Source organism: Bacillus sp. AK128 (genome assembly GCF_053903075.1).
Genome location: NZ_CP096379.1, coordinates 2,591,063 through 2,614,069, shown reverse-complemented (window position 1 = coordinate 2,614,069; position 23,007 = coordinate 2,591,063). Strand labels below are relative to the sequence as shown.

Below are 23,007 nucleotides of genomic sequence, written 5' to 3'. Positions count from 1 at the left end.
TCTATTTAAAAAACAAAGTCTGGTTTTTATTATTTAAATATTTAAAAAATGATATAATTCTTGATAAATACATACTGAGGAAGGGTGACGAGATGTGTCTGGTCGAAATTTAAAAGAGGAACTTCTAGAAGACTATGATGGAACATTGAGTTATGACGGCATAAGTGGTGAGAGGTTGGCAGATCGACTGCATCAATTATCTAAAATTGGGTTAACAAACGATTTTGGTTCAAATCGATTGGGCCTTTCTGATGGGGAAAAGGAAGCAAAACGGCTCGTAATGGGGTGGATGAAAGATGCTGGCCTTGCGGTGACTGAAGACGGAGCCGGGAATATATTTGGTAAATTAACGGGAACTTCTCCTACAACGATTATGTCAGGCTCACATGTAGATAGTGTACCAAACGGAGGCCATTTTGATGGACCACTAGGAGTTTTAACTGCGTTAGAAGTAGTTGAAGCTTGGAGGGCAACGAATGTAATGCCAAGTAAAAGCTTTGAAGTGGTTATATTTACCGATGAAGAAGGAGCGAGATTCAATGGGGGTTTTACAGGTAGTGGAGCCCTAACTGGCCAGTTGGATTATGACTCACAGTTTAAAAGAGTAGATGGAGATGGAAAAACTTTCCAACAAGTCCTTTTAGAATATGGTAGTAATGTCGAAAAGTTCAAACAATCCAAACGTAATTTGGAAGAAATCGAGCTGTTTGTTGAAGTTCATATTGAACAAGGGAAACGACTTGAAAAAGCGAATCTTCCAGTTGGAATTGTTTCTGGAATCGCAGGTCCTTCCTGGATGGAGCTGAACTTCTTTGGTGAAGCAGGACATGCTGGAAATACACCGATGGATGACCGCAAGGATGCTTTAGTTGCAGCAAGTGAGTTTATTTATAAAGTGGAGACATTGCCATCGAAAGTTAGTTCTACAGCCGTTGCAACTGTTGGAAAACTTCAGGTTAAACCTAATGGAGTAAATGTAATTCCTGGTCAAGTTACTCTTTATGTAGATATTCGAGATATTCATGAAGAAACACGAGACCAACTCATTCAAAAGGTATCAGACTTAGCGGAAGAAATAGCAGGTAAACATGGGATTACTGTGACCAAGGATGAGATGTTAAGAATAAAGCCTGTCCCAATAAAAAAAGAATTACATCTTAAGCTAGAGCATGCATTTAAACAGCAAAATGTTGAGCCTCTGTATGTACCAAGTGGAGCAGGTCATGATGCCATGATTCTTGGAAGTAAAGTGCCAACAGCTATGATTTTTGTCCGAAGTAAAGATGGAATTAGTCATAACCCAAAGGAATGGTCTAGTTTAAATGATTGTGTCATGGGTGTTCATGTTTTAAAAGGGTTTGTAGAAAGCCTAATGTAAAAAAAGTGTAAAAAGACTTTATCCTTTGGGATGGGGTCTTTTTCTATGTACTGGATATTGCTCCAATAGTTAGGGAATAGTAAAGTGAATAACCCGAAAACGGAGAATTAATTATGGCAAAGTATATTAAACCAAAACCACTTACTATTAAAAATAATAAAAAAGAAGAAACGAAAGAACAAGTCAAAATTCCAATCAAGAATCAACTAAATGAGAACATCGAACTCTTGAAGAAAGAGTTTGATAAATGTGCAGATGTCGTGTTTCGTCCGTTAAAGGTAGGTACAAACAAAGGGTATCTAATCTTTATAGATGGTTTAATAGATAAGGTTAGTATTGAGCTACATGCCCTCCATCAGTTGCTTTCAGAGGTTTCTATTGAGTCCTTAACTGCTGAATATTTAGAACAGAATATTGTATCAGTTAATCAAGTCGTAGAATCCGAGGAAATTGGGAGTATAGTAAAGCAGATTTTAGATGGAAAAACGGTTTTGTTAGTAGATCAACTAACGAAGGCACTAGTATTAGATGCAAAGGGTGGAGTACGTAGAACTGTAGCAGAGCCAGAAACAGAAGCTTCCGTAAGAGGTCCGAGAGAAGGATTTACTGAGAATATTGGTGTAAATACTGCATTAATTCGACAGAAGCTTCACTCCAGTGATTTAAAGGTAATTCCGAAAGAGGTCGGAACACAAACAAAAACGGCTGTTTTTATCATGTATATGGAAAACCTGGCACCCCCTAAATTAGTGGAGGAAGTAATTGAGCGGATTGATCGAATTAAGATTGATGGTGTTTTAGAAAGTGGCTATATCGAGGAATTAATTGAAGATAGCCCTTGGAGCTTTTTTCCACAAATTCAAAATACAGAACGCCCCGATACGGTAGTTGGTAACTTATTAGAAGGAAGAGTATCAATCTTAGTTAACGGAACACCCTTTGCGCTTATATTACCTGCGAGTTTCTGGCAATTTATTCAAGCGAGTGAGGATTATTACCAGCGTTATCATATTGCAATTTTCTTAAGGCTTTTACGAGTTTCCCTTTTATTTCTAGCTTTACTATTACCAGCATTTTATATTGCGGTCACAACCTATCATCAAGAGATGATTCCTACCAATTTACTATTCAGTATTGCTTCAAGTAGAGAGGCGATACCATTCCCAGCTTTTGTAGAGGCGATGATTATGGAAGTGGCATTTGAAGCACTCCGTGAGGCTGGAATCCGATTACCCAAGGTAATAGGGCAAGCAGTTAGTATTTTAGGAGCTCTTGTAATAGGTCAAGCGGCTGTAGAAGCAGGAATTGTTTCTGCTCCAATGGTAATTGTTGTATCACTTACGGGTATTGCATCCTTTACGATTCCACGATTTAATATGGCAATTTCTATACGCTTATTAAGGTTTCCAATGATGATTCTAGCAGGGTTATTTGGATTATTTGGAATTGTTATAGGCTCGATTATACTTCTTACACATCTGTGTAAATTACGATCATTTGGTGTACCCTATTTCGGTCCACTTGGTCCATTAAAGTGGAGTGAGCTAAAGGACGTATTTATAAGGGTACCATGGTGGGATATGCAATACCGACCTGAAGAAACAACAAGCGATAATCTAAATAGAGAAGGTGAAAACCTAAAGCCATCACCAGATACAAATTAAGCTTTGGGATGAGTGAAAAAATCTATGAGAAAACTATTTATTATATTCAGTATGCTAGTACTTAGTGGTTGCTGGGATAGGGATGAGGTTAATGATGTTGCTTATGTCATCGCCACTGGATTCGATAAGATCGAAGAAAACCAATTACAAGTGTCTGTTCAAGTTCCACTACCAGGTGCAATGGGTGAGGGTGGTGGTGGAGGAGGAGGAACTAGCGGCGGTCCATTTTATGTTGATTCGGGAGTCGGCAGGAATATACGAGAAAGTAATAGTGATTTGCAAGCAAGAATGTCAAGAGAACTTTATTTTGGACATCGCCGAGTACTAGTGTTCGGAGAGAAATTAGCGAGAAGTGGTTTTGAAAAATCTCTTGATGTTGTATTGGAGCAACCACAATCTCGCCTTTCCTCATATGTTCTTCTTACGAAGGGTTCGGCTTTGGAGATATTAAATGGTACACCTCATTTAGAACAATTGCCAGCTGAAGCAATGAGAGAAATGGCTAAAAGTAGTGATGTTACCACAGTAAAAGATATTTTAATTGACTTAAGTAGACAGGGTAAGGATCCTGTAATTCCTACAGTTGAAATAGTGCAAACGCAAAATGGGGAGTCAGAAGATAAGAAGGATGAGTATAAAATCGACGGTTATGGTATTTTGAAGGATGATCAATTAAAGTTTTTTACTAATAAAGATGAATCCTCAGGTGTCAGATGGCTATTAGAGAAATACCCTGGTAGTGATTATACTTTTTCAGTTGGAGAAAAAGACGAATTGAATGTCTTTATCCATGAACAAACTATGAAAATAAATAGCAAGATTGTTAATGGTAAACCAACCTTTACGATTGATATTAATGTTAATGCACATACAAATCAAAATGAACCTAATTTAGATTTAGAAAAACAAGAAGACTATGACCTTGCTACTAGTAAAATGGGGGAGCAAATAAAAGCAGAAGTGACTAAAATTTTAAACCATTCCACCTCAGAAGGCATTGATATGTGTGGATTAGGCTGGCATTTATATAGAAATGAGATTTTCCTATGGGAAAAAGAATTAAAGAATGAGTGGGAGACTCTTCTGCCTGATTTAGAAATCAATGTGAAGGTGACTGCTGAAATTGAGCGAACGATTAATTCCGGAATAAATGTGAAGGAATGATAGATGATGATAGGAATCTTAGGAACAGTTATTCCTCTATTCATTTTCTTAATTGGTCAGAATAAAAACTTAAAAGAGGATAAAAAGGAAAGAAATAAGGTGTATTTCTTGGCTGCCTTAACAATGGGATCTTCCCTTTTCTTGGTGCTCCCCTACTCACCAAGTATTATTACGGATCAAGTAAATAACCTCTTTAAGTCAATCAGTGATTGGATGATACTTAGATGAAAAAGGAAATTATTTCTCCGCTTCAATTAGCAATTATTATAGCAAACCTACTATTAACAGCGTCATTAACAACACTTCCTCAAATACTAGTACAGGTAGCAGAACGTAATGCATGGTTGACCCCAATTATTGTATTACCTCCTGTATTGGCTATGTTGTTGATTGGTATTGGGAGGAAGAAAGGTACCCCTGTGGATTTGGAAGACAAGAGGTCCTTCTTAACTTCTAGCTTTTATATTCTGCTTTTACTATTTTTGGTCATGCTTTATATAAGAGATTTACGAGCATTCGTGGATTTTATAGGTTCAACATTGTTACCTACTACCCCTATTGAAGTAATAACGATCTTGTTATCATTTACTCTACTTTATATCTCACTATCGGGATTAGAGGTAATTGCAAGAATTACAGTGATTCAATTTATCGTATTTGTTGCGATTGTTCTGGCTGCGCCCTTACTATTATTAAATGAAATAGATCTAACAAATTTCGCCCCCATTATAGGACCGGGAGTGATTTCTGATTTAACTGCTGCAACTTTCTTTATGTTTCCATGGATGGGTGAGGTAGTCATCATTTTTTTATTGCTTGCCAACCTTCCTCCCAAAAAAAATGTGCTGAAAGTTTCAATAGTAGGAACTACTCTTGGTTTTTTTCTATTATTTATACTTTTAATCCTAGACATTGCCGTATTAGGAAGTGAAATCATATCTAAGACAACATATCCGAATTTTATCATGATCCAAGAGATTAACCTGACAGACTTTTTAGATCGGCTAGATTTAGTCATTGTAACGGTTTGGATGCCATGCCTTATGGCGAAAATAGCATTAACCTCCTATTGTATCAACCAATTACTAGTTAAATTAAAAATATCAAAATCCTATGCTCCGTTCGTACCATTTTTATTATTATTAGGGATTCTTTCCATTGTCTTATTTGGAAGTAATACCGATCACTTAAAGTTTTCCTATTATACATGGACATTTGTTGGGATAGGTCTTGAAATTGGTATTGTAGGACTGTTCTATTTGATGAGAAGGAAGAGAAAAAAACGATTAGAACAGCAAGTATAAAAAGGCCCATCAGTTGTATACTGAGGGCCTTCACCATTAACTTATAACAACAAGGGGAACAACCTTTTGACCTATTGCTCTAATTAACTCAGGAGGCATAGGGAAGTTTAATGCAGCTGGATCTGAAGAAACAGCTGTAACGGTTTTTTCAAAATCATCACTTGAAATGTTATAGCTTGCAAAATTACTAGGAAGACCTACCTTGTATTGAAGAGTTTTAATCTTCTCAACAACCTTTGAAAGTAATGTGTCTAGATCGTCACCTGAATCCCCGACAGATAGCGCTTGTGCAAGCTCTTTTACCTTTGGAAGATAGAGCATTGGAATCGTTTCTATCACAACCGGTAAGAATACAGCGTTTGCCAAACCATGTGGAATTCTAAACAGCGCGCCATAAGCGTGTGCAAAGTTATGAACAGGAATAGCATTAAGAGCAAAGCTAAACGCTGTAATTCCCATTAAACTAGCCTGAAGCATTTCCATTCGAGCCTCAATATTTCCTCCATCCTCAACAGCGGTAGTTAGATTCTTTTCAATCACTCTAATTGCGTGTAAAGCATATGCATCTGTTAATGCTGTTGCAGTTGGAGATGCTAACGCCTCTATTGCATGAGTGAGAGCATCAAATCCAGTAAATGCCGTAATACTTGGAGGTAGAGTAACGGTTAAGTCAGGGTCTAATACGGCAATATCTGCAGAGAGAAATGGATTGATGATATTGGTCTTCATTTGTAATGCTTCATTAAAGATAACCGCAATTGGTGAAACTTCAGAACCAGTACCAGCTGTTGTTGGAATTGCAATATGAGGAATCGGAATATAAGTTGCCTGCGGAAAGGATTCGTACAAAAATCCACCTGGAATCGCTTCCCTGATATCTGAAAGATTGTTGTGAAGAGAATACTTGACACCTTTTACCGTGTCTAGGACACTTCCACCACCAAGTGCAAGTAGTGCGTCTCCACCAACTTCTCTAACATAACGGGCTGCCTCATTTACTTTTAACGCCTCAGCGTCCTGTGGGATGTCTAAAAAGGTTCCAACTAGTTCTGGCCCAACACCATGTGGAGTTAAGTTGAACATCTGGGTAACCTTTTCAACAATGCCGGCTTTCTCAAGACCTCGATCACTAAACAATACTACTCGTTTTGCGCCTAATCCACGTAACAAATCCGGAACCATTGCTCTTGTATTACTTCCAGAGTATATGGCGGTTCTCAAGTTAAATTGAGAAAGTGTTGATGTTAACATGAAATCACCTCTTATTTTTAATTTTTTTATTCAGATTGTGAGAATAATAGTTGATACCAGCTTCTTCTTTCAAGCTGAGGAACCATTGAAGTATGGACATGTTTAAGTTGAGTATATGCATCTAATGAATACTTACCCATTTCACGACCGATTCCACTTTGTTTATATCCACCAAACGGGGCATCATTCCGTAACATATGCCAATCATTAATCCAAACGACTCCTGCTCTAAGCTTTCTCGTTACTTCATATGCTTTATTTACATCCTTTGTCCATACTCCAGCAGCTAAGCCGTAAATCGTGTCATTAGCCATTTCGATTACTTCGTCTACTGTGGAATAGCGAATGACTGAAAGGACGGGCCCGAAAATTTCCTCGCGTGCGATCTTCATTTCATTTGTTACATTTGTAAAGATGGTTGGCTCAATAAAGTAACCACCCTCACAACCGGGAACTTGAACTTCATTTCCACCACATACAAGGGTTGCACCTTCTTCTTTTCCGGCTTCAATATAAGAAAGAATGGTGTCTCGTTGTTGCTTCGAAATGACAGGTCCCATATCAGTCTCTTGAGCTAGCGGATGACCGAGCTTAACTTTCTTGGACCAGGCTACTAATCTCTCTACTACCTCATCATAAATACTGTCAGGGACAAAGAGACGGGTTCCGGACTCACAAAGCTGACCTGAATGTAAGAATACTCCAAATAAGCTTCCAGGAATCGCTATATCTAAGTCTGCATCATCAAGTAAGATATTCGGAGATTTTCCACCTAATTCAAGTGTTGTGTTTTTAATTGTTTCTGCAGCAAGCCCCATGATTCTTCGACCAACTTCAGTTGAACCAGTAAAGGCGACCTTATCAACCTGCGGATGGCTAGCAAGGTATTCTCCTACTTCTTTTCCAGGTCCAGTCACAACATTAATCACACCAGGAGGAACCACCTCTGAAATAATCTCTGCTAACTTTAATGTAGTGAGTGGGGTGTAGCTAGCGGGTTTAAGAACAATCGTGTTCCCCATAGCGAGAGCTGGGGCAATCTTCCAGCAAGCAATAAGCATAGGCATGTTCCAAGGTGTTATGGCTGCACAGACTCCAATTGCTTCTCTCCAAACAAAATTATGAGATGGACCTGGAAATGGAGGAACCGGTAGTGTTTCTGAAAAAGGATAATCTACCACAAATTTTGCCATTTGCTGAAATAAATCAGCCATTTGGAGAATATCATTGGATGATATCCGTCTAACCGTACCTCCAGAACTCATAACTTCTAGATATACTAGCTCCTCGGCGTGGGCGACAATTTGGTACGAGATATTATTTAAAATCTGTGCTCGGTCCTTAGGCTTCATTTCACGCCAAGACTCGTTTTCAAAGGCAGTTCGTGCAGCTTGAACCGCAAGATCTACGTCTGTTTTTGAACCTTTAGCTACCTTGGCAAAGACTTCACCAGTTGCGGGACTCACTACATCAAAGGTTTCACCATTTGTAGCAGTGGTCCATTGTCCATTAATAAATAATGGAAATGTCTTCAATTCAACATTTGTTGTCATAGTTTCTCCTCCTTATATGTACCTTTTCCAGGATAAAATCCTGTTGATATTTGAAAATTCAGAACAAACAAAGTAAAATGGTAATGTAAGTGCTTACATAAATCATAAGTAAACATGCTTCGATTTCATATCTCTGAAAATATAGGGGGGAGATTTGTCGAATGTTAGATAAGAAAATTATTCTATATTTAGATTCACTCAAGCTGTTAAAGAATCCTACAGAAAAAATTGAGGGGATTCTTGAAGGTTGCACAAGGTTTTACCCTTTCCAAAGAGCATCTATTTTTACTTATTCCCCATTAAACCATTACGGAGAGGGAATTCTTCAGATTGACAACGGTAGCTTTCATCCTATGAATTCTATTAAAGAAGATGTCCGAACAATTCCACCTTTGTATTTCTCCATCAAAAATAAACAACCATTATCTTTAACGATTGATCCAACAGGAAAGAACTTCCCACTTAAATATATAAGGCAATTTAAACTATCCTCCATGCTCATCATACCGATTTGCTTCAACCACACTGTAATAGGTTCTGTTTTTTTAGATCAATTTAATGACCATAAATGTCTTCATACATATGATTCTGCTAGTCTATATCATTATTATAAAAAAGCTGCAGAGGTTGTAACACCAGAGTCCCAGCAGTCTAAGCTATTAAGTAATCGGGAGCTTGAAGTGTTACAGAGGCTTTCCTATGGATATAGTATCAAGGAAATGGCAGATGATATGAAAATTAGTGAATTTACTGTAAGAGACTACTTAACAGCAGTAAATCGAAAACTAGGCACAAAGCATCGTGCAGAAGCAGTTGGCGTTGCCTTAAGAGCAGGTATTATTACATAACAATTTTAAAAGAGGGTTTGTGGACAAAGGCTGCGGCCAATAAAAAGGAAATGTCCTTCATCCCGCCGATGAAGGACAAAACAAACGAACAATAGAAAGGAAATGTCCTTCATCCCGCCGATGAAGGACAAAACAAGCGGTCAATAGAAAGGAAATGTCCTTCAACCTGCCGATGAAGGACAAAACAAGCGGTCAATAGAAAGGAAATGTCCTTCAACCTGCCGATGAAGGACAAAACAAACGGTCAGTAGAAAGGAAATGTCTTTCATCCTGCCGATGAAGGACAAAACCTTCCGTAACTTGCTTTTGTTATACAAATTAAAATTCTGTTGCGCTACAATACAGATAACATGATAAAAAGAGGGTGCGGGTATGACTAAACAAGTGGCTGTTGTGACAGGTTCGTCAAGTGGGTTTGGGCTATTGACCTGTTTAACTTTTGCTAAAGCGGGCTATCAGGTGATCGCTACGATGAGAAATACCGAAAGAGGTGAGGAATTAGTAAGGCAAGCTAGCCAATTAGGTATTAAGGATCTCATTCAGATATATGAATTAGATGTCACATCTGATTCTTCTATTCAGGTATGGAAGAGCTATATGGAGGAGATCGGAAGAATAGATGTGCTTGTAAATAACGCTGGGTATGCGGGTGCGGGGTTTGTAGAGGAGATACCAGTGGAAGAATATCGTAGGCAATTTGAAACCAATCTTTTTGGCGTGATTTGCGTTACACAAGCAGTACTTCCTATGATGAGGAAGCAACAAAGTGGCAAGATAATTAACATCAGCAGCATAAGTGGAAGAGTTGGATTCCCTGGATTGTCTCCGTATATAGCATCAAAACATGCCCTTGAGGGTTGGAGTGAATCATTGAGATTAGAGATGAAAGCTTTTGGAATTGATGTTGTTTTGATAGAACCAGGGTCTTATCAAACCAATATATGGACAACTGGAAAAAGAGTTACCGAAAAATCTCTACAACCAGATTCTCCTTACTATACAATGATGAAGAAAATTGAAGATTCATTAAAGGATGGGGAGCCTTCCTATGGAAATCCCCAGGATGTAGCGGATCTTATTGTAAAAGTAGCGAAGCGGAAAAACTCTTCATTACGTTACCCAGTTGGAAAGGGTGTTAAACAAGTAATCGTGCTAAAACAATTACTTACATGGAATAATTGGGAACGGATGTTCTTGAAGAAGCTGAAATAATAGATAAACAACTAGTAGAAGTTTCTATACTTGTTATTCTTTAGTAAAATCGGGTAGAGTAAAAAGAGTGAACTAATAATAGAGGAGTGTTTAATATGGCGAAAACATTTGATACTTTACCTGAGGCTTTAATTGAAACTTTAAAAACCGAAGTAATCGTTTCACTTATAACGGTTACTCCTGAAAATACCCCTGATGTTACAGCAATATCTTGGCTTTTACCAAGTGAGGATGGAAAAAAGGTATGTATTGCGGTTGGACACAAAGGCCAGAGTATGTCTAATCTTCAACAAAATCCAAATGCAACATTAGGATTTTTTGCTAATGAGAGCTATTATTCCGTTAAGGGAACAGCAACTGTTTCGGAAATTATTGAGAAGACAATGAAATACCGTGTAATTACGGTCGATGTGAAAGAGGTAGAGGATGTAATTTTCTACGGTGGAAAAGTAACTCAACAACCAGCCTATGAAAAAACATATGATCAACAGCTTGCTGAAAAGTTAGATAACGAGGTTCATGATCTATTAACTGAATATCTAAAGTAATATAGAAGGTGGCCTGCCACCTTCTTCTTTTTATAAAAAAATGGTAATTACAAAAAGGTAAACCTTTTATTTCGTGTTACTCTGCAACAAACTTGCTGCCAAACTACAGTAGATTTAGCGTTTTAAAAGATCTAAACGCATTTTAGCATCGTGAACAGTTTCGTCAAACTCTTCAGCCTGACCCTGTACTTCTTGGTCAGTAGAATTAATATATTGCTCATTAGTTACATAATATACTTCGTTCTTTAAGTGTCCCTCTTCTTTACTCATAAAATAAATCCTCCCATTTCAATATCAGTATTACTTTCTAATTTCTACATAAATGTTGTTTTTAAACATGATTTCTTATTGTTTTACATAACTTTCTGCGACTTTACAAAGTGAGATAAGTAAAAAGGGTAGAAACAAGTATTAAATTTTAAAAATTGTTATAATAGAATAGAATTTAAAAGAGATTCTCTTAATGAGGTGTTAGTCATGATTATTAATTTTTCAAATAAAATGGATAGCTTTCAGACGAGTATTTTTAACGAACTTTCGGCATATAAAAAACAGAAAATGAATGAAGGAAATGAAATCATTGACTTGAGTGTGGGAAGTCCCGATCTTCCACCACCACAATTTGTTATGGATGAGCTTACTAGCTATGCTAAAAGTCCGACATCCTATGGGTATACATTAACAGGTATAGGAGATTTTCATGATGCGGTTACTGAATATTATCAGCGTAAATACGGAGTAAGCCTTTCTTCGAAGGAAGAAGCGTTAATGGTAATGGGCTCACAGGATGGGCTAGTCCACCTACCAATGGTGCTGACAAATCCGGGTGATATTGTTCTAGTACCCGATCCAGGTTACACAGCCTATGCAGCTGGGATCTCACTGGCGGAAGCAACACCTTACCCAATGCCTTTGCAAGCTAAGAACAACTTTTTACCAGACTTATCGCTTATACCAGAGGAGATATGTATAAAAGCGAAGTTAATGATCTTGAACTTTCCAGGAAATCCAGTTCCAGCGATGGCCACAAAGGATTTCTTTCAAGAGGTTATTACCTTTGCCAAAAAATATAATATCATAGTCCTTCATGATTTTGCTTATTGTGAATTATATTACGAGGAGCAACCCATTAGTTTTCTATCGATAGAAGGTGCAAAGGAGGTTGGTATCGAATTTAATTCATTATCTAAGAGCTTTAATATGGCAGGCTGTAGAATTGGGTATGTAGTCGGGAATTCTGAAATCATCTCCGGACTTAATCGTTTAAAATCAAACCTTGATTATGGTGTATTCCTACCTATTCAAAAAGCTGCGATTCGTGCTTTAACAGATTCCTCTGAATTTACGAATGATCTAAGAGCGATATACAAAAGGAGACGAGACTTATTAGTAAATGGTCTTCATGAACTAGGCTGGAAAGTTTCTGTTCCGTTAGCTTCGATGTTTTTATGGGCGGAGGTTCCTAAGCCATATGCTTCAAAGGAGTTTGCCTATAAACTGCTAGATGAAGCTGGGGTAGTCGTTACACCAGGAATGGCATTTGGTAATGAAGGTGAAGGGTATGTCAGAATAGCGATAGTCCAAGAAGAGGCAGTGTTAAAAAAGGCACTCACAAAATTAAAAGAGAGTGGCGCACTTTCATAATTTATACTAAGGGGGAGACAGATTGAAGGTAATAGAAGAAAAAATTCTTCAGCATTTTCAATACTTACATGAGCATCCTGAATTAAGCTTTGAAGAGGTCAACACAACTAAGTACATAGAGCGAATCTTACTGGAACATGGCTGTAAAGTACGGACATTTGAAGATTGTACTGGGGTTATCGGGGAGCTTGGTGAAGGAAAACCCGTTATAGCAGTACGAGCAGATATGGATGCATTATGGCAAGAGGTGGACGGTGAATTTAAAGCCAATCATTCATGCGGACATGATGCCCATATGGCAATGGTCTTAGGAATCATTGAGGAACTGAAAAATCTTCAAGAGGTTCCCACAGGGACGATACGGTTTATCTTTCAACCAGCGGAGGAGAAGGGGACAGGTGCTCTCAAGCTAGTCGAAATGGGTGTTGTTGATGATGTTGATTATTTATTTGGAGTTCATTTGCGACCTATTCAAGAATTAGCTCATGGAAAAGTTACCCCTGCCATCATTCATGGAGCGGCTCGTTTTATAGAAGGAAAAATTATTGCTCAAGACCTTCACGGTGCAAGACCCCATTTAGGTGCTAATGCAATTGAAGTAGGAGCGGCCCTCGTTCAACTGACTAATGGAATACATTTAGATCCGAAGGTGCCATATTCAGTGAAAATGACAGCCTTTCATGCAGGAGGGAAAAGCTTAAATATCATACCAGGTCAAGCAACTTTTGGACTGGATTTACGAGCTCAGTCTAATGAAACGATGGATCAGCTTGTCAATACTCTTCAGGAACGGATAAAGGCACTTGAATACTATTATCAAGTTCAAATACCTATTCAATTTACAGCCCATATCGCAGCAGCAGTGGTGAATGAAGATGCTCAAAATGTCATGACTTTAGCAGCTACACAGGTTTTAGGTGAGGATCATGTAGAACCACCACTTGTTACAACCGGTGGAGATGATTTTCATTTTTATACAATTAAGAAGCCGCACTTAAAAGCAACCATGCTTGGCTTAGGCTGTGACCTCAAACCTGGGCTTCATCATCCTAATATGTCATTTAATTATGAAGCATTAACAATAGGAAGTTCAATCCTTACAAAAGCTCTTCTTTTATCATTAGAAAAAGGGGATTAAATTAAATGATTCAAATCAAATCGATTAAAGAGCTTAAGGATTTAAGGGATATTCAGCATCTTGAAGAACAGGTGTGGGGGAATCCCCCCATTCCACAACATCAAACCTATACAGCTATACAAAATGGAGGAATCCTTTTAGGTGCCTACGAACATCATAAATTAATTGGCTTTCTTTATGGTTTTCCAGGATTTAAGAATGGATCCGTTTATTTATGCTCACATATGCTAGGTGTCCTTCCGTCTTATCGAAAAGCTGGATTAGGTCATAAGTTAAAGGAACACCAACGTGAATTAGCTATTCAGGAAGGATATTCACTCATTGTTTGGACATTTGACCCATTAGAAAGTGTAAATGCATATTTAAACATACATAAATTAAATGGTATTACTGGTGCCTATCTGGAAAACTATTATGGAAACTTGAACGATTCACTTAACAAGGGGTTTCCTACCGATCGGTTTCTAGTAGAATGGTGGATTGACAGTGCACATGTCAAAGATTCTAAAGCTGTTCTACCAACCACAACCACTGGTTGTCAGGCTTTATTCAAAACGGCTCCAGATGAAATGGGCTATCCAATTACTATTGGTGATGAATTAACTAATAATGAACTTACTGAGAAAACTTACCTAGTCCCTATACCAGATAACTTTCAAAAAATAAAAAAAGAAAGACCGGAATTAGCAATGAAATGGAGATTAAAAACGAGGAAAGTATTTCAACTACTTCTTTCAATGGGGTATGTAGCAGTGGATGTTCAAAGGAAACCTGATGAAGCTATATGCTTTTATGTGTTTACCAAAAAGGATGACTTACGGTTATAAGTGAGGAGCGGAATACATGAAGCCACTATCAATAAATAAAATAATTCTTCATAAGCTGGTTATGCGACTGAAGGATCCCTTTTCAACGAGCTTCGGGACATTTCAGGATAAAGAGTTTTTTGTCATAGAAATGATTGATGAAGATGGACGTCAAGGTTTTGGTGAGTCTGTTGCCTTTACGAGTCCATGGTATAGTGAGGAAACCGTTAAGACAAATGAGCATATTATGAGTGATTTTTTAATCCCTATGCTCCTAGAGGCACCTATTCATCATCCAGATGATGTGTTTGAACGCTTTAAAATTATTCGTCGAAATAATATGGCTAAATCGGCCCTCGAGGGAGCTGTGTGGGATTTGTTTGCTAAAAGGAACAATCTCTCACTATCAAGAGCTTTAGGCGGAGAAAAGAAGCAGATTGATGTTGGCATAAGTATTGGGATTCAACCATCGGTATCGGGGTTGCTTAATGTTATTGATCAATACGTAACCGAGGGCTACAAGCGTATTAAATTGAAGATTAAACCCGGTTGGGATGTGGATGTCTTAAAGGAAGTTAGAAGACAATTCCCAAACACGGCTTTAATGGCTGATGCTAATTCTGCTTACACCTTAAAAGATATTGAACATTTAAAAAAGCTAGATGAATTTGGGTTAACAATGATTGAGCAGCCTTTAGCCCATGATGATATCATTGACCATGCAAAGCTTCAAGCAAATATTGAAACTCCTGTTTGTTTAGATGAAAGTATCCATTCCTTCGATGATGTGAGACATGCAATTGAGCTTGGTAGTTGTAAGATTATCAATGTGAAAATTGGACGTGTAGGTGGATTAACAGAGTCAAAACGAATTCATGAATACTGCCTTAACCACGGAGTACCTATTTGGTGTGGAGGGATGCTAGAAGCAGGAATTGGCCGTGCTCATAATATTGCTTTAACTACCCTCGACCAATTTGTGTTGCCAGGTGACACCGCAGCATCTAGTCGCTACTGGGAAAAAGATATTATTGAACCAGAGGTAAAGGTTATAGATGGAGTCATCCATGTTCCGACCAAACCTGGAATTGGTTATGACGTCAATTGGACTGCTCTTGAATCATACCGAGTGGATAAAAAAGAATTCACTAGAGTGAAATAGGAGTAGAAGAAGAGTGAAAAAATTAAATAGGTTTCTTCACTCTTTTTTGTTTTGGAATAATAAGATCTGATTTTTTCAATAACGCATGATAATAAGCAAGAGTTATACTTTGAAGTGATAAATATATAGGGAAGGAAAATAAGAATTTATAACCTTGATTGTAGTGGAACACACCTAATCTTACCCCTATATATTCCAAAAGCATCCCTAATAATGACCAGAATATAATGTAAAAGATGACTTTATAGCCCTTAATGTTAAATGCATGATAAAAGTAAAGAAATAAATATCCGTATGGACCATACATAACATACGTTAAAAAGTCGAAGAACTCATAGCTAGAATTGTCGTTAACATCATAAAAATCAAAAGGTGGAATAGCAATGGAATGGTCAGCTACCAAACCTAAGTAAAAGCCAAGCAAAGTAAAGATTATGGAAACGGAGAGCGGGAATCGCTTAGGCAAGAGAAAAATAGTCAAATACATCAAAATTAACACAACTAAAACAAACCATTCATTTGCGTTAAAATGTTGGTCATATACTTTCATAGCGATTCTTCCTTAATTCGATATAATGGATTAGTTTTGCTGAACAGTAAGTGATTAATATAAACAGAGTGATTTCAACAAGGAAATACCAGTGAGTCCATTGGTTATAAGAATATACATGAAGCTTCTCTCCAAGAATTTCAATTAAAAAGTTAACAATAGCTGCAGATAAAACAATTATTAATCTAAGTGAGTATTTTCTTGTATGAAAGAATATGTTAATCATGATCACTAACAAAAGTGGATAAATGATCGTTCTATAAAGGAGATAAGATAAGAAAAGTTCAGGCTTTTCACTTCCTTTGATCCATTCTAAATTTAATCCAACGATGGTGAATGTATTTTTAACAATAATAGACATTAGTAAAAACAGAAAAGAGTTTTCAGTAAATGAGAATGACTTTGGTAGAATGATAAAGGTCATAATTACAAGCCATGTTAAAATAATAAAGATTGTAAGTGCCATAAGGCTGTCACCTTTTCCTAGTTATCTTTTGTTTGTTTTTGGTTAACTTATCCTATATAGGTAATTTTTATACGATTCGATAGTTATGTCTGTAAGTGACATAAAGGTTTAAATAGAAATTTCCATTTATACCTATTTAAAAAAGTCTAATAAATTTCTTTCAAAATATAGTAGAATAGAATTAGGCGTGAGAAATATACAGGTTAGGAGAACTTATTTTGGATTCAATTGTAAATGTAGTAGGCATTGAGAGAGTGTACGGCTCAGGAACGAAAGCGGTTTCCGCGTTGAAGGATATTAATCTTTCTGTAGATAGAAATAAGCTTGTAACTTTAAAAGGTAGATCTGGTTCTGGAAAGACAACCCTGCTAAATATTATTGGAGCATTAGATTACCCGACAAATGGAAGCGTCTTCATTGATGAACTAGATGTTTGCCAACTCTCGGAAGCAGACCGCGATCAGTTTAGAAGAAATAAGCTCGCATTTATATTTCAATCGTTTGGTCTTGTTCCTTTAATGACTGTAGAAGAAAATGTGGAGTTTGGACTTCGAATTGCTGGTGTGCCGAAGGATGAATGGACAAATAGAATAAATGAATCAATGGAACTTGTTAGAATGACAAAACGTGCAAAGCACCGTCCCTATGAACTTTCAGGTGGAGAACAGCAACGATGTGCCATTGCAAGAGCAATCGCAATAAAGCCTTCGCTAATTCTCGCTGATGAGCCAACTGGAGAGCTAGATACGAAAACAGCTTTCCAAATTATGAAGGTGTTTCGTGAGCTTGTTGAATCAAAAACTACCACAGTTATTATGACAACCCATGACCCAGCTATTATGGAGTTAACAGATCAAATCTATACTTTAGAGGATGGAGTAATCGTAGATTATGAAGAAAAAACAAAGGATTAAATCAATCTATAAATTTACAAGTCTAGTTACCGTTTCCACATCGATCGTGTTTATTTCCGCATGTTCATTTTTACCTAAGGAAGAAGCGACCCTTGCACCACCACTTGTTGAACCCGTAAAGATTGAATATGAGACAAGTGAGGTAACAGTCAAAACAATTGTGAAGCAAATCAAAGGATTAGGAAATATGGTACCTAACCAGCAACAGAACTTGTTCTATACTGGCTCAGGTGGTCGTATTGATCAAGTCCTTGTTAAGTCTGGAGACGAAGTGAAAAAAGGTGATGTATTAATAAAAATGGATACTGGCCAGTTACCTTTTGAACTGCAACAGGCTGAGATTGAATTAAAAAAGGCAAAGCTTCGTTTGAAACAGCTTCAAGAACAAAAAGCAGATCAATTTGCTATCGAGATTGCTAAATTAGATGTTCAATCAGTCGAAATTAGATTAACGCAAATGAAGAATCAAGCAGCAAATGCAAGATTGGTTTCACCAATAAATGGATTAGTCACGTTTGTAACTGATAAGGAGAGAGGTGATTATGTCGAAGCATTTGAAGACTTAATTCAAGTAGCCGACCCATCTGATCTAAAGCTCTTATATACAGCCTTAAGCTCTGGAGAATTGACAGAAGTCACTGTGGGTATGAAGGCTACAGTCACTGTTGACGGAAACGAGGTCAGCGGAGAAGTCGTTCAAACCCCAAGCACAGTTCCGGCAGATCTAAAGGAGCAAAATCCTGATTTATATGGCAGAAGTCTAATTTTACAGCTTGCAGCAGTACCAGAAGGTGTTTCGGCAGGTGATGGAGCAGATTTAGTCATTACTTTACAAGAAAAACCGAATGCTCTAACAATTCCCAAAAGCGCGTTACGCTCTGCATTTGGTCGAGAATATGTTCAAATTCTTGAAGGAGAATCAAAACGAGAGAAGGATATAAAAAAGGGGATTGTAACGGATACTGAGGTCGAAGTTCTAGAAGGGCTAAAAGCGGGAGATCAGGTGATTTCAAAATAGGAGGAAGCTATTACAATGTTATTGCTAATCATTAGAAAAATACTTAATAACCGTTGGCTTGTAGGTAGCTTACTTCTTGGCTTAATTATATCTGTCTCACTTGTTTCTAGTATTCCGACCTATTCATCTAGTATTCTACAAAAACTCTTGATAAAGGAATTAGAGAATCACCAGATTAAAACGAATGAATATCCGGGTCAGTTTTACTACAATGTTTCATTTTCTAAGGTGAGTGAAGAAACTTCAATTAGTGACATGTATGATTTACTAGATCAGTACGATGAGGAACTTACCCACAGTGTAAATGTTCCTATTATAAATGATGTTGCTATTTTATCAACTGAACCAATGAAGTTAGCCTACCATGAAGAAGGTTTAAATGATTCAACACCTATTAAAGAGTCAGGTCAGATTACATCCTTAACAGATTTGGATAAACATATAACAATTACAGACGGTAAATTCCCAGAAAGTGATTCTGTAGATGGTATTTATGAAGTGTTGGTAACGGAGACTGCTTTAGTAAACCGTGGCATGACTTTAGGGACTATATTAAAGGCAACCAGGGGTGATCAAAGCTTACTTATTAAACCGGTTGGAACATTTAGAGTTAAGGATGAACGTGATCCTTATTGGTCTGGTTCAACTGAAAGATATGACAATCATTTTATGATTCCAGAATCATTATTTAAAAAGGATTTTCTTTATAGTGATAACCGATGGCTTGCAAATGTTAGATTTTTTACTGCCTATGATTATTATCAAATGCAGGTCGACGATATTGGCAAGATAAAAGGACTTGAAGAAAAAGTAAAATCTTTTGTCAGTAAACATGCAAGTGAAACTGTCATTTATTTTAATTTTCCTATAGAAGAAATTGCAACTAACTATTTAAAGCAGAGTCAACAGTTAAAGACAATTTTATGGTCACTTAATGTACCAATTTTAATTATGTTAGCGATCTATCTTTTTATGGTTTCACGCTTAATTGTGGACCGACAGCTAAATGAAATTGCAGTTTTACGTAGTAGAGGAGCTTCAAGAGGAAAAATATTATTCATATATTTAATAGAAACCGGTTTACTTGCTGGAGTAGCATTAGTGATTGGACCAATAATTGGGTTATTTATTGTGAGAGTTCTTGGTGCATCCAATGGATTTTTGGATTTTGTACAACGCTCAGCGTTACCAGTCAGCATGTCAAGTGAAGCTTATCTATATGGAGCTTTTGCAGTTTTAGCAAGTATTCTCATGATTATGATCCCAGTCATACCTGCGACTAGTCAGAGTATCGTTAGTCATAAGCAGCAATCAGCTAGACTCGTAGGGACTGCTGCGTGGCATAAATATTTTGTAGATGTTTTATTGCTCGGAGTGTCCTCCTATGGATGGTGGCGATACCAAACTAAACAAGAGGAGCTGTTACAGGCTTCTAGTGTTGATTTATCAGTTGATCCACTTCTTTTCTTCGTCCCAGCGATGTTTATTATTGGACTCGGATTATTCTGTCTCCGAATATATCCATTGTTAATGAAAATCATTTACACGGTCGGACGAAAATATTGGTCTTTAACATTCTATACAACATTATTACAGGTGAGTAGGTCATCACGACAATATCAATTTTTAATGTTATTTCTAGTCATGACTATAGCGGTTGGGGTGTTTAGTGCAAGTGCCGCGAGAACCATTAATTCAAATTTAGAAGAACAACTCTATTATGAAAATGGTGCAGATATCACGCTAAAAATAAGATGGGAAAGCGAAGAGTCAACCTATGTATCAGCGGCCGTGCCTACTCAAGCTGAAGAGTCTTCATCTGAAACAGATGGAGAAATACAGACGGCAGTTTCCTATGCAGAACCACCATTTGAGTCGGTTAATAACCTTCCTGGTATTGAACAAGCTGCTAAAGTTTTTAATAAAGATCAAGTAACCGCTAAAGCAAACGGAAAGGCTACCTATTCCGTAGAGTTGATGGGAATTGAACCGAAGCAATTTGGGGAAACAGCCTGGTTTAATCCTGCTCTTTTACCACATCATTGGTATGAGTATTTAAATTTGCTTGCTGCCGAACCGAGTGCTGTTCTTATTTCAACATCATTAGCAGAAAAGTTGAGCATAAAAGAAGGGGATTATCTCACTTTAAATTGGGATACCTCGTTACCAGCTGAATTTATTGTGTACGGAATAGTCGATTACTGGCCATCCTTTAACCCAACTATTCAAGAAAGTGATGAAGGGAATCCTACACTTATTGTTGCAAATTTACCATATGTTCAAAATATGATGGGAATTGAACCGTATGATATTTGGCTGAACATGAAAGAAGGGGCCTCAAGAGAAGAACTTTATAGTGCAATTAGAAATGAAAAGATACCAGTTACTAATTGGAGCGATAGTGGTCCTAAACTAGCAGAACTAAAAAGTAGTGCATTTTTACTTGGTTTAAATGGGACCTTAACACTTGGATTTTTAATCTCAATTCTTATTACATTTATTGGGTTTTTATTGTATTGGATCTTAACATTAAAATCTAGAATTCTACAATACGGGATATATCGAGCAATGGGGATTCAGGTGAAACAATTAATTGGTATGCTTACTTGGGAGCAATTTTTAACATCAGGATTGGCTTGTCTATTAGGTATTGCTGTTGGTGGAATTACGAGTAAATTATTTGTTCCATTGTTTCAATTATCTTTTGATCAAAACGGACAAGTGCTTCCGTTCCGGGTAATTTTTGATAGTAGTGATGAAATGAAAATCTATTTATATATCATCTTTATGCTAACAATTGGAATTGGAGTTCTTATGTACCTATTAAAGAGGATTCGTATCCATCAGGCTATTAGGTTAGGAGATGATTAAGGGTGATTGAATGCAATAATTTAGTGAAAATATATAAGGTAGATGAAGAGCTTGAAGTAATGGCTCTTCAGGGACTAGATTTAACGGTTGAGTATGGTGAAATGATGGGCATTATTGGTAGTAGTGGAAGTGGTAAGTCAACCTTGTTAAATATGCTAGGAGGACTAGATCGTCCATCCGCAGGAAAGCTGTTAGTAGATGGGAAAAATCTACTACATTTGTCTGAAAAAGAACTTGTAAAGTATAAGCTTGAGACCGTAGGCTTTGTTTGGCAAAATAATGCACGTAATCTTATTCCTTATTTAACAGCGAGAGAAAATGTTGAGTTGCCGATGCTATTAAAAGGCAAGCGTAAAAAAGAAAGAGCGATTGAACTGTTAAACCTAGTAGGATTAAGTCATCGAATAAATAATAAATTAAGTGAGTTGTCTGGAGGAGAGCAGCAACGAGTAGCAATCGCAATTGCACTAGCTAATGACCCTAAGCTACTTCTAGCAGATGAACCAACTGGAAACGTGGATTCAGCCACATCTGATCTTATTTTAGATTTGTTTCGTCACTTGAACCGTGAACTTGGTGTTACGATTGTAATTGTTACCCATGATACAGAATTAACAAATAAGCTAGACAGAGTCGTAGCTATTCGTGATGGGAAAACATCTAGTGAATTTATACGAAGGCCGACTGAGGCTTTATTCGATGACGAAGAACAACAAGGTGAAGATGAAGGATCACATGTTGAGCTTGCTGTACTGGATCCAGCTGGAAGACTACAAATCCCTAGAGATTATTTAGAAGCAGCTGGTTTTAAGGAAGATACAAATAAAGTACAAATTGAACTTCAAGAAGATGGTCGTATTCTGCTTTTTAATCCTGAATTAACTGGAAAAGAGAGAGATAAATAAATATAATAATTTTATAAGCAGTAGATCAATTCAATATGATCTGGTCTACTGTTTTTTATCTTAAAGGATTTTTATCAGGTTTGAAAACAATAAAAGAACACATAGAGACGCTCTATGTGTTCTTTTCAATGATCACTGAATTATGATTGCTTGTCCTGGCTCAACTTAACAACAGTTACCTGTTTCTCCGATTAGAGATAGACCTTGTTTGTCTCCACTAAGATCTAAAACAAGATCATTAATATTAGGTTTTATTTGCGGCTCTATTGCCACAACAACCTCATTTATAGTTTGTACTTCATCATCTGCTTTTGGCTCATCCAGAGCCAATCCTATTTTAGGAGCCCCTCAGCCAAAGCCTGCAAAAAAAATACGAACCGATTTTGAATTCTGTTTTAAGTAATCACGAGCCTCGTTTGTTACGATCACGTATATCATCCTTCCTGTTAAACTAGTTGACTTAATATAATTTCCTAACTTAATTCTAGCAGATATTCACCTATTTATTCTATTCAATTGCTTGATATTTATCAACAAACAAATAGGTTTACAACTTATTTTTGTGAAGGGATGTATAAAAATATAAAATGTTGGATAAATATAAATTTAAA

Annotated in this window: 22 protein-coding genes; 16 read left to right on the top strand and 6 right to left on the bottom strand. The window is 37.1% G+C overall.

Annotation, left to right across the window (positions count from 1 at the left end; genetic code table 11):
- Positions 1–94: 94 nt before the first annotated feature.
- The 5 genes from M1D60_RS12980 (at position 95) to M1D60_RS12960 (ending at position 5,510) form a co-directional block, all read left to right on the top strand.
- Positions 95–1,378, top strand: coding sequence for an allantoate amidohydrolase (locus M1D60_RS12980; protein ID WP_456275297.1), 1,284 nt, complete (start codon positions 95–97; stop codon positions 1,376–1,378).
- A gap of 113 nt (positions 1,379–1,491) precedes the next feature.
- Entirely contained in the window at positions 1,492–3,042 is a 1,551-nt protein-coding gene (locus tag M1D60_RS12975; RefSeq protein WP_456275296.1) for a spore germination protein, read from the top strand.
- Between the two features lie 24 nt (positions 3,043–3,066).
- On the top strand, positions 3,067–4,206 hold the full coding sequence (locus tag M1D60_RS12970; protein WP_456275295.1) for a Ger(x)C family spore germination protein: 1,140 nt from the start codon (positions 3,067–3,069) through the stop codon (positions 4,204–4,206).
- Positions 4,207–4,209: 3 nt separating this feature from the next.
- Positions 4,210–4,434 carry a hypothetical protein gene (locus tag M1D60_RS12965; RefSeq protein WP_456275294.1) on the top strand — a complete coding sequence of 75 codons (225 nt, stop codon included), beginning with the start codon at positions 4,210–4,212 and terminating at the stop codon, positions 4,432–4,434.
- Positions 4,431–5,510, top strand: a complete 1,080-nt coding sequence (locus tag M1D60_RS12960) for a GerAB/ArcD/ProY family transporter (RefSeq protein WP_456275293.1) — start codon at positions 4,431–4,433, stop codon at positions 5,508–5,510. Before M1D60_RS12965 ends, M1D60_RS12960 begins: the two co-directional genes overlap by 4 nt.
- A gap of 36 nt (positions 5,511–5,546) precedes the next feature.
- Here the strand turns inward: M1D60_RS12960 and M1D60_RS12955 are convergent, their stop codons facing one another.
- Both M1D60_RS12955 and M1D60_RS12950 read right to left on the bottom strand, forming a co-directional pair.
- On the bottom strand, positions 5,547–6,761 hold the full coding sequence (locus tag M1D60_RS12955; RefSeq protein WP_456275292.1) for an iron-containing alcohol dehydrogenase: 1,215 nt from the start codon (positions 6,759–6,761) through the stop codon (positions 5,547–5,549).
- Between the two features lie 26 nt (positions 6,762–6,787).
- The gene (locus M1D60_RS12950; protein ID WP_456275291.1) at positions 6,788–8,314 is read right to left on the bottom strand and encodes an aldehyde dehydrogenase family protein; all 1,527 of its coding nucleotides are present in this window, start codon (positions 8,312–8,314) and stop codon (positions 6,788–6,790) included.
- 161 nt (positions 8,315–8,475) lie between these two features.
- On the opposite strand from M1D60_RS12950, the gene M1D60_RS12945 reads away from it, so the two are divergent.
- The 3 genes from M1D60_RS12945 (at position 8,476) to M1D60_RS12935 (ending at position 10,922) form a co-directional block, all read left to right on the top strand.
- Positions 8,476–9,162 carry a LuxR C-terminal-related transcriptional regulator gene (locus M1D60_RS12945; protein WP_456275290.1) on the top strand — a complete coding sequence of 229 codons (687 nt, stop codon included), beginning with the start codon at positions 8,476–8,478 and terminating at the stop codon, positions 9,160–9,162.
- A gap of 372 nt (positions 9,163–9,534) precedes the next feature.
- Positions 9,535–10,374 (top strand): SDR family oxidoreductase, encoded by an 840-nt coding sequence (locus M1D60_RS12940; protein ID WP_456275289.1) that lies wholly within the window; start codon positions 9,535–9,537, stop codon positions 10,372–10,374.
- 95 nt (positions 10,375–10,469) lie between these two features.
- Positions 10,470–10,922, top strand: coding sequence for a pyridoxamine 5'-phosphate oxidase family protein (locus M1D60_RS12935; RefSeq protein ID WP_456275288.1), 453 nt, complete (start codon positions 10,470–10,472; stop codon positions 10,920–10,922).
- A gap of 114 nt (positions 10,923–11,036) precedes the next feature.
- On the opposite strand, the gene M1D60_RS12930 is transcribed toward M1D60_RS12935, so the two are convergent.
- The gene (locus M1D60_RS12930) at positions 11,037–11,192 is read right to left on the bottom strand and encodes a hypothetical protein (RefSeq protein ID WP_456275287.1); all 156 of its coding nucleotides are present in this window, start codon (positions 11,190–11,192) and stop codon (positions 11,037–11,039) included.
- Positions 11,193–11,399: 207 nt separating this feature from the next.
- Between M1D60_RS12930 and M1D60_RS12925 the strand changes: the two genes are divergently transcribed.
- The 4 genes from M1D60_RS12925 to menC are packed head-to-tail and all read left to right on the top strand — an operon-like array spanning position 11,400 to position 15,672.
- A complete protein-coding gene (locus tag M1D60_RS12925) occupies positions 11,400–12,566 on the top strand; it encodes an LL-diaminopimelate aminotransferase (protein ID WP_456275286.1) in 1,167 nt (388 codons plus the stop codon).
- A 22-nt stretch (positions 12,567–12,588) separates the two neighbouring features.
- A complete protein-coding gene (locus M1D60_RS12920; protein WP_456275285.1) occupies positions 12,589–13,704 on the top strand; it encodes a M20 peptidase aminoacylase family protein in 1,116 nt (371 codons plus the stop codon).
- A 5-nt stretch (positions 13,705–13,709) separates the two neighbouring features.
- Positions 13,710–14,531: a GNAT family N-acetyltransferase gene (locus M1D60_RS12915; RefSeq protein ID WP_456275284.1), complete on the top strand. Its 822-nt coding sequence runs from the start codon at positions 13,710–13,712 to the stop codon at positions 14,529–14,531.
- A gap of 16 nt (positions 14,532–14,547) precedes the next feature.
- Positions 14,548–15,672: an o-succinylbenzoate synthase gene (menC, locus tag M1D60_RS12910; protein ID WP_456275283.1), complete on the top strand. Its 1,125-nt coding sequence runs from the start codon at positions 14,548–14,550 to the stop codon at positions 15,670–15,672.
- Between the two features lie 22 nt (positions 15,673–15,694).
- On the opposite strand, the gene M1D60_RS12905 is transcribed toward menC, so the two are convergent.
- On the bottom strand, positions 15,695–16,222 hold the full coding sequence (locus M1D60_RS12905; protein ID WP_456275282.1) for a hypothetical protein: 528 nt from the start codon (positions 16,220–16,222) through the stop codon (positions 15,695–15,697).
- Positions 16,209–16,688, bottom strand: a complete 480-nt coding sequence (locus M1D60_RS12900; RefSeq protein ID WP_456275281.1) for a hypothetical protein — start codon at positions 16,686–16,688, stop codon at positions 16,209–16,211. The genes M1D60_RS12905 and M1D60_RS12900 overlap by 14 nt, the downstream gene beginning before the upstream one ends.
- A gap of 218 nt (positions 16,689–16,906) precedes the next feature.
- Between M1D60_RS12900 and M1D60_RS12895 the strand changes: the two genes are divergently transcribed.
- From M1D60_RS12895 to M1D60_RS12880, 4 genes are read left to right on the top strand one after another with little or no spacing between them, the layout of a single operon-like run.
- Entirely contained in the window at positions 16,907–17,602 is a 696-nt protein-coding gene (locus M1D60_RS12895) for an ABC transporter ATP-binding protein (RefSeq protein WP_456275280.1), read from the top strand.
- Positions 17,580–18,620, top strand: a complete 1,041-nt coding sequence (locus tag M1D60_RS12890) for an efflux RND transporter periplasmic adaptor subunit (RefSeq protein ID WP_456275279.1) — start codon at positions 17,580–17,582, stop codon at positions 18,618–18,620. Before M1D60_RS12895 ends, M1D60_RS12890 begins: the two co-directional genes overlap by 23 nt.
- Before the next feature lie 15 nt (positions 18,621–18,635).
- On the top strand, positions 18,636–21,491 hold the full coding sequence (locus tag M1D60_RS12885) for an ABC transporter permease (protein WP_456275278.1): 2,856 nt from the start codon (positions 18,636–18,638) through the stop codon (positions 21,489–21,491).
- A gap of 2 nt (positions 21,492–21,493) precedes the next feature.
- Positions 21,494–22,396 carry an ABC transporter ATP-binding protein gene (locus M1D60_RS12880; protein WP_456275277.1) on the top strand — a complete coding sequence of 301 codons (903 nt, stop codon included), beginning with the start codon at positions 21,494–21,496 and terminating at the stop codon, positions 22,394–22,396.
- Between the two features lie 165 nt (positions 22,397–22,561).
- Here M1D60_RS12880 and M1D60_RS12875 read toward each other — a convergent pair whose 3' ends face one another.
- A complete protein-coding gene (locus M1D60_RS12875; RefSeq protein WP_456275276.1) occupies positions 22,562–22,726 on the bottom strand; it encodes a hypothetical protein in 165 nt (54 codons plus the stop codon).
- Between the last annotated feature and the right edge of the window lie 281 nt (positions 22,727–23,007).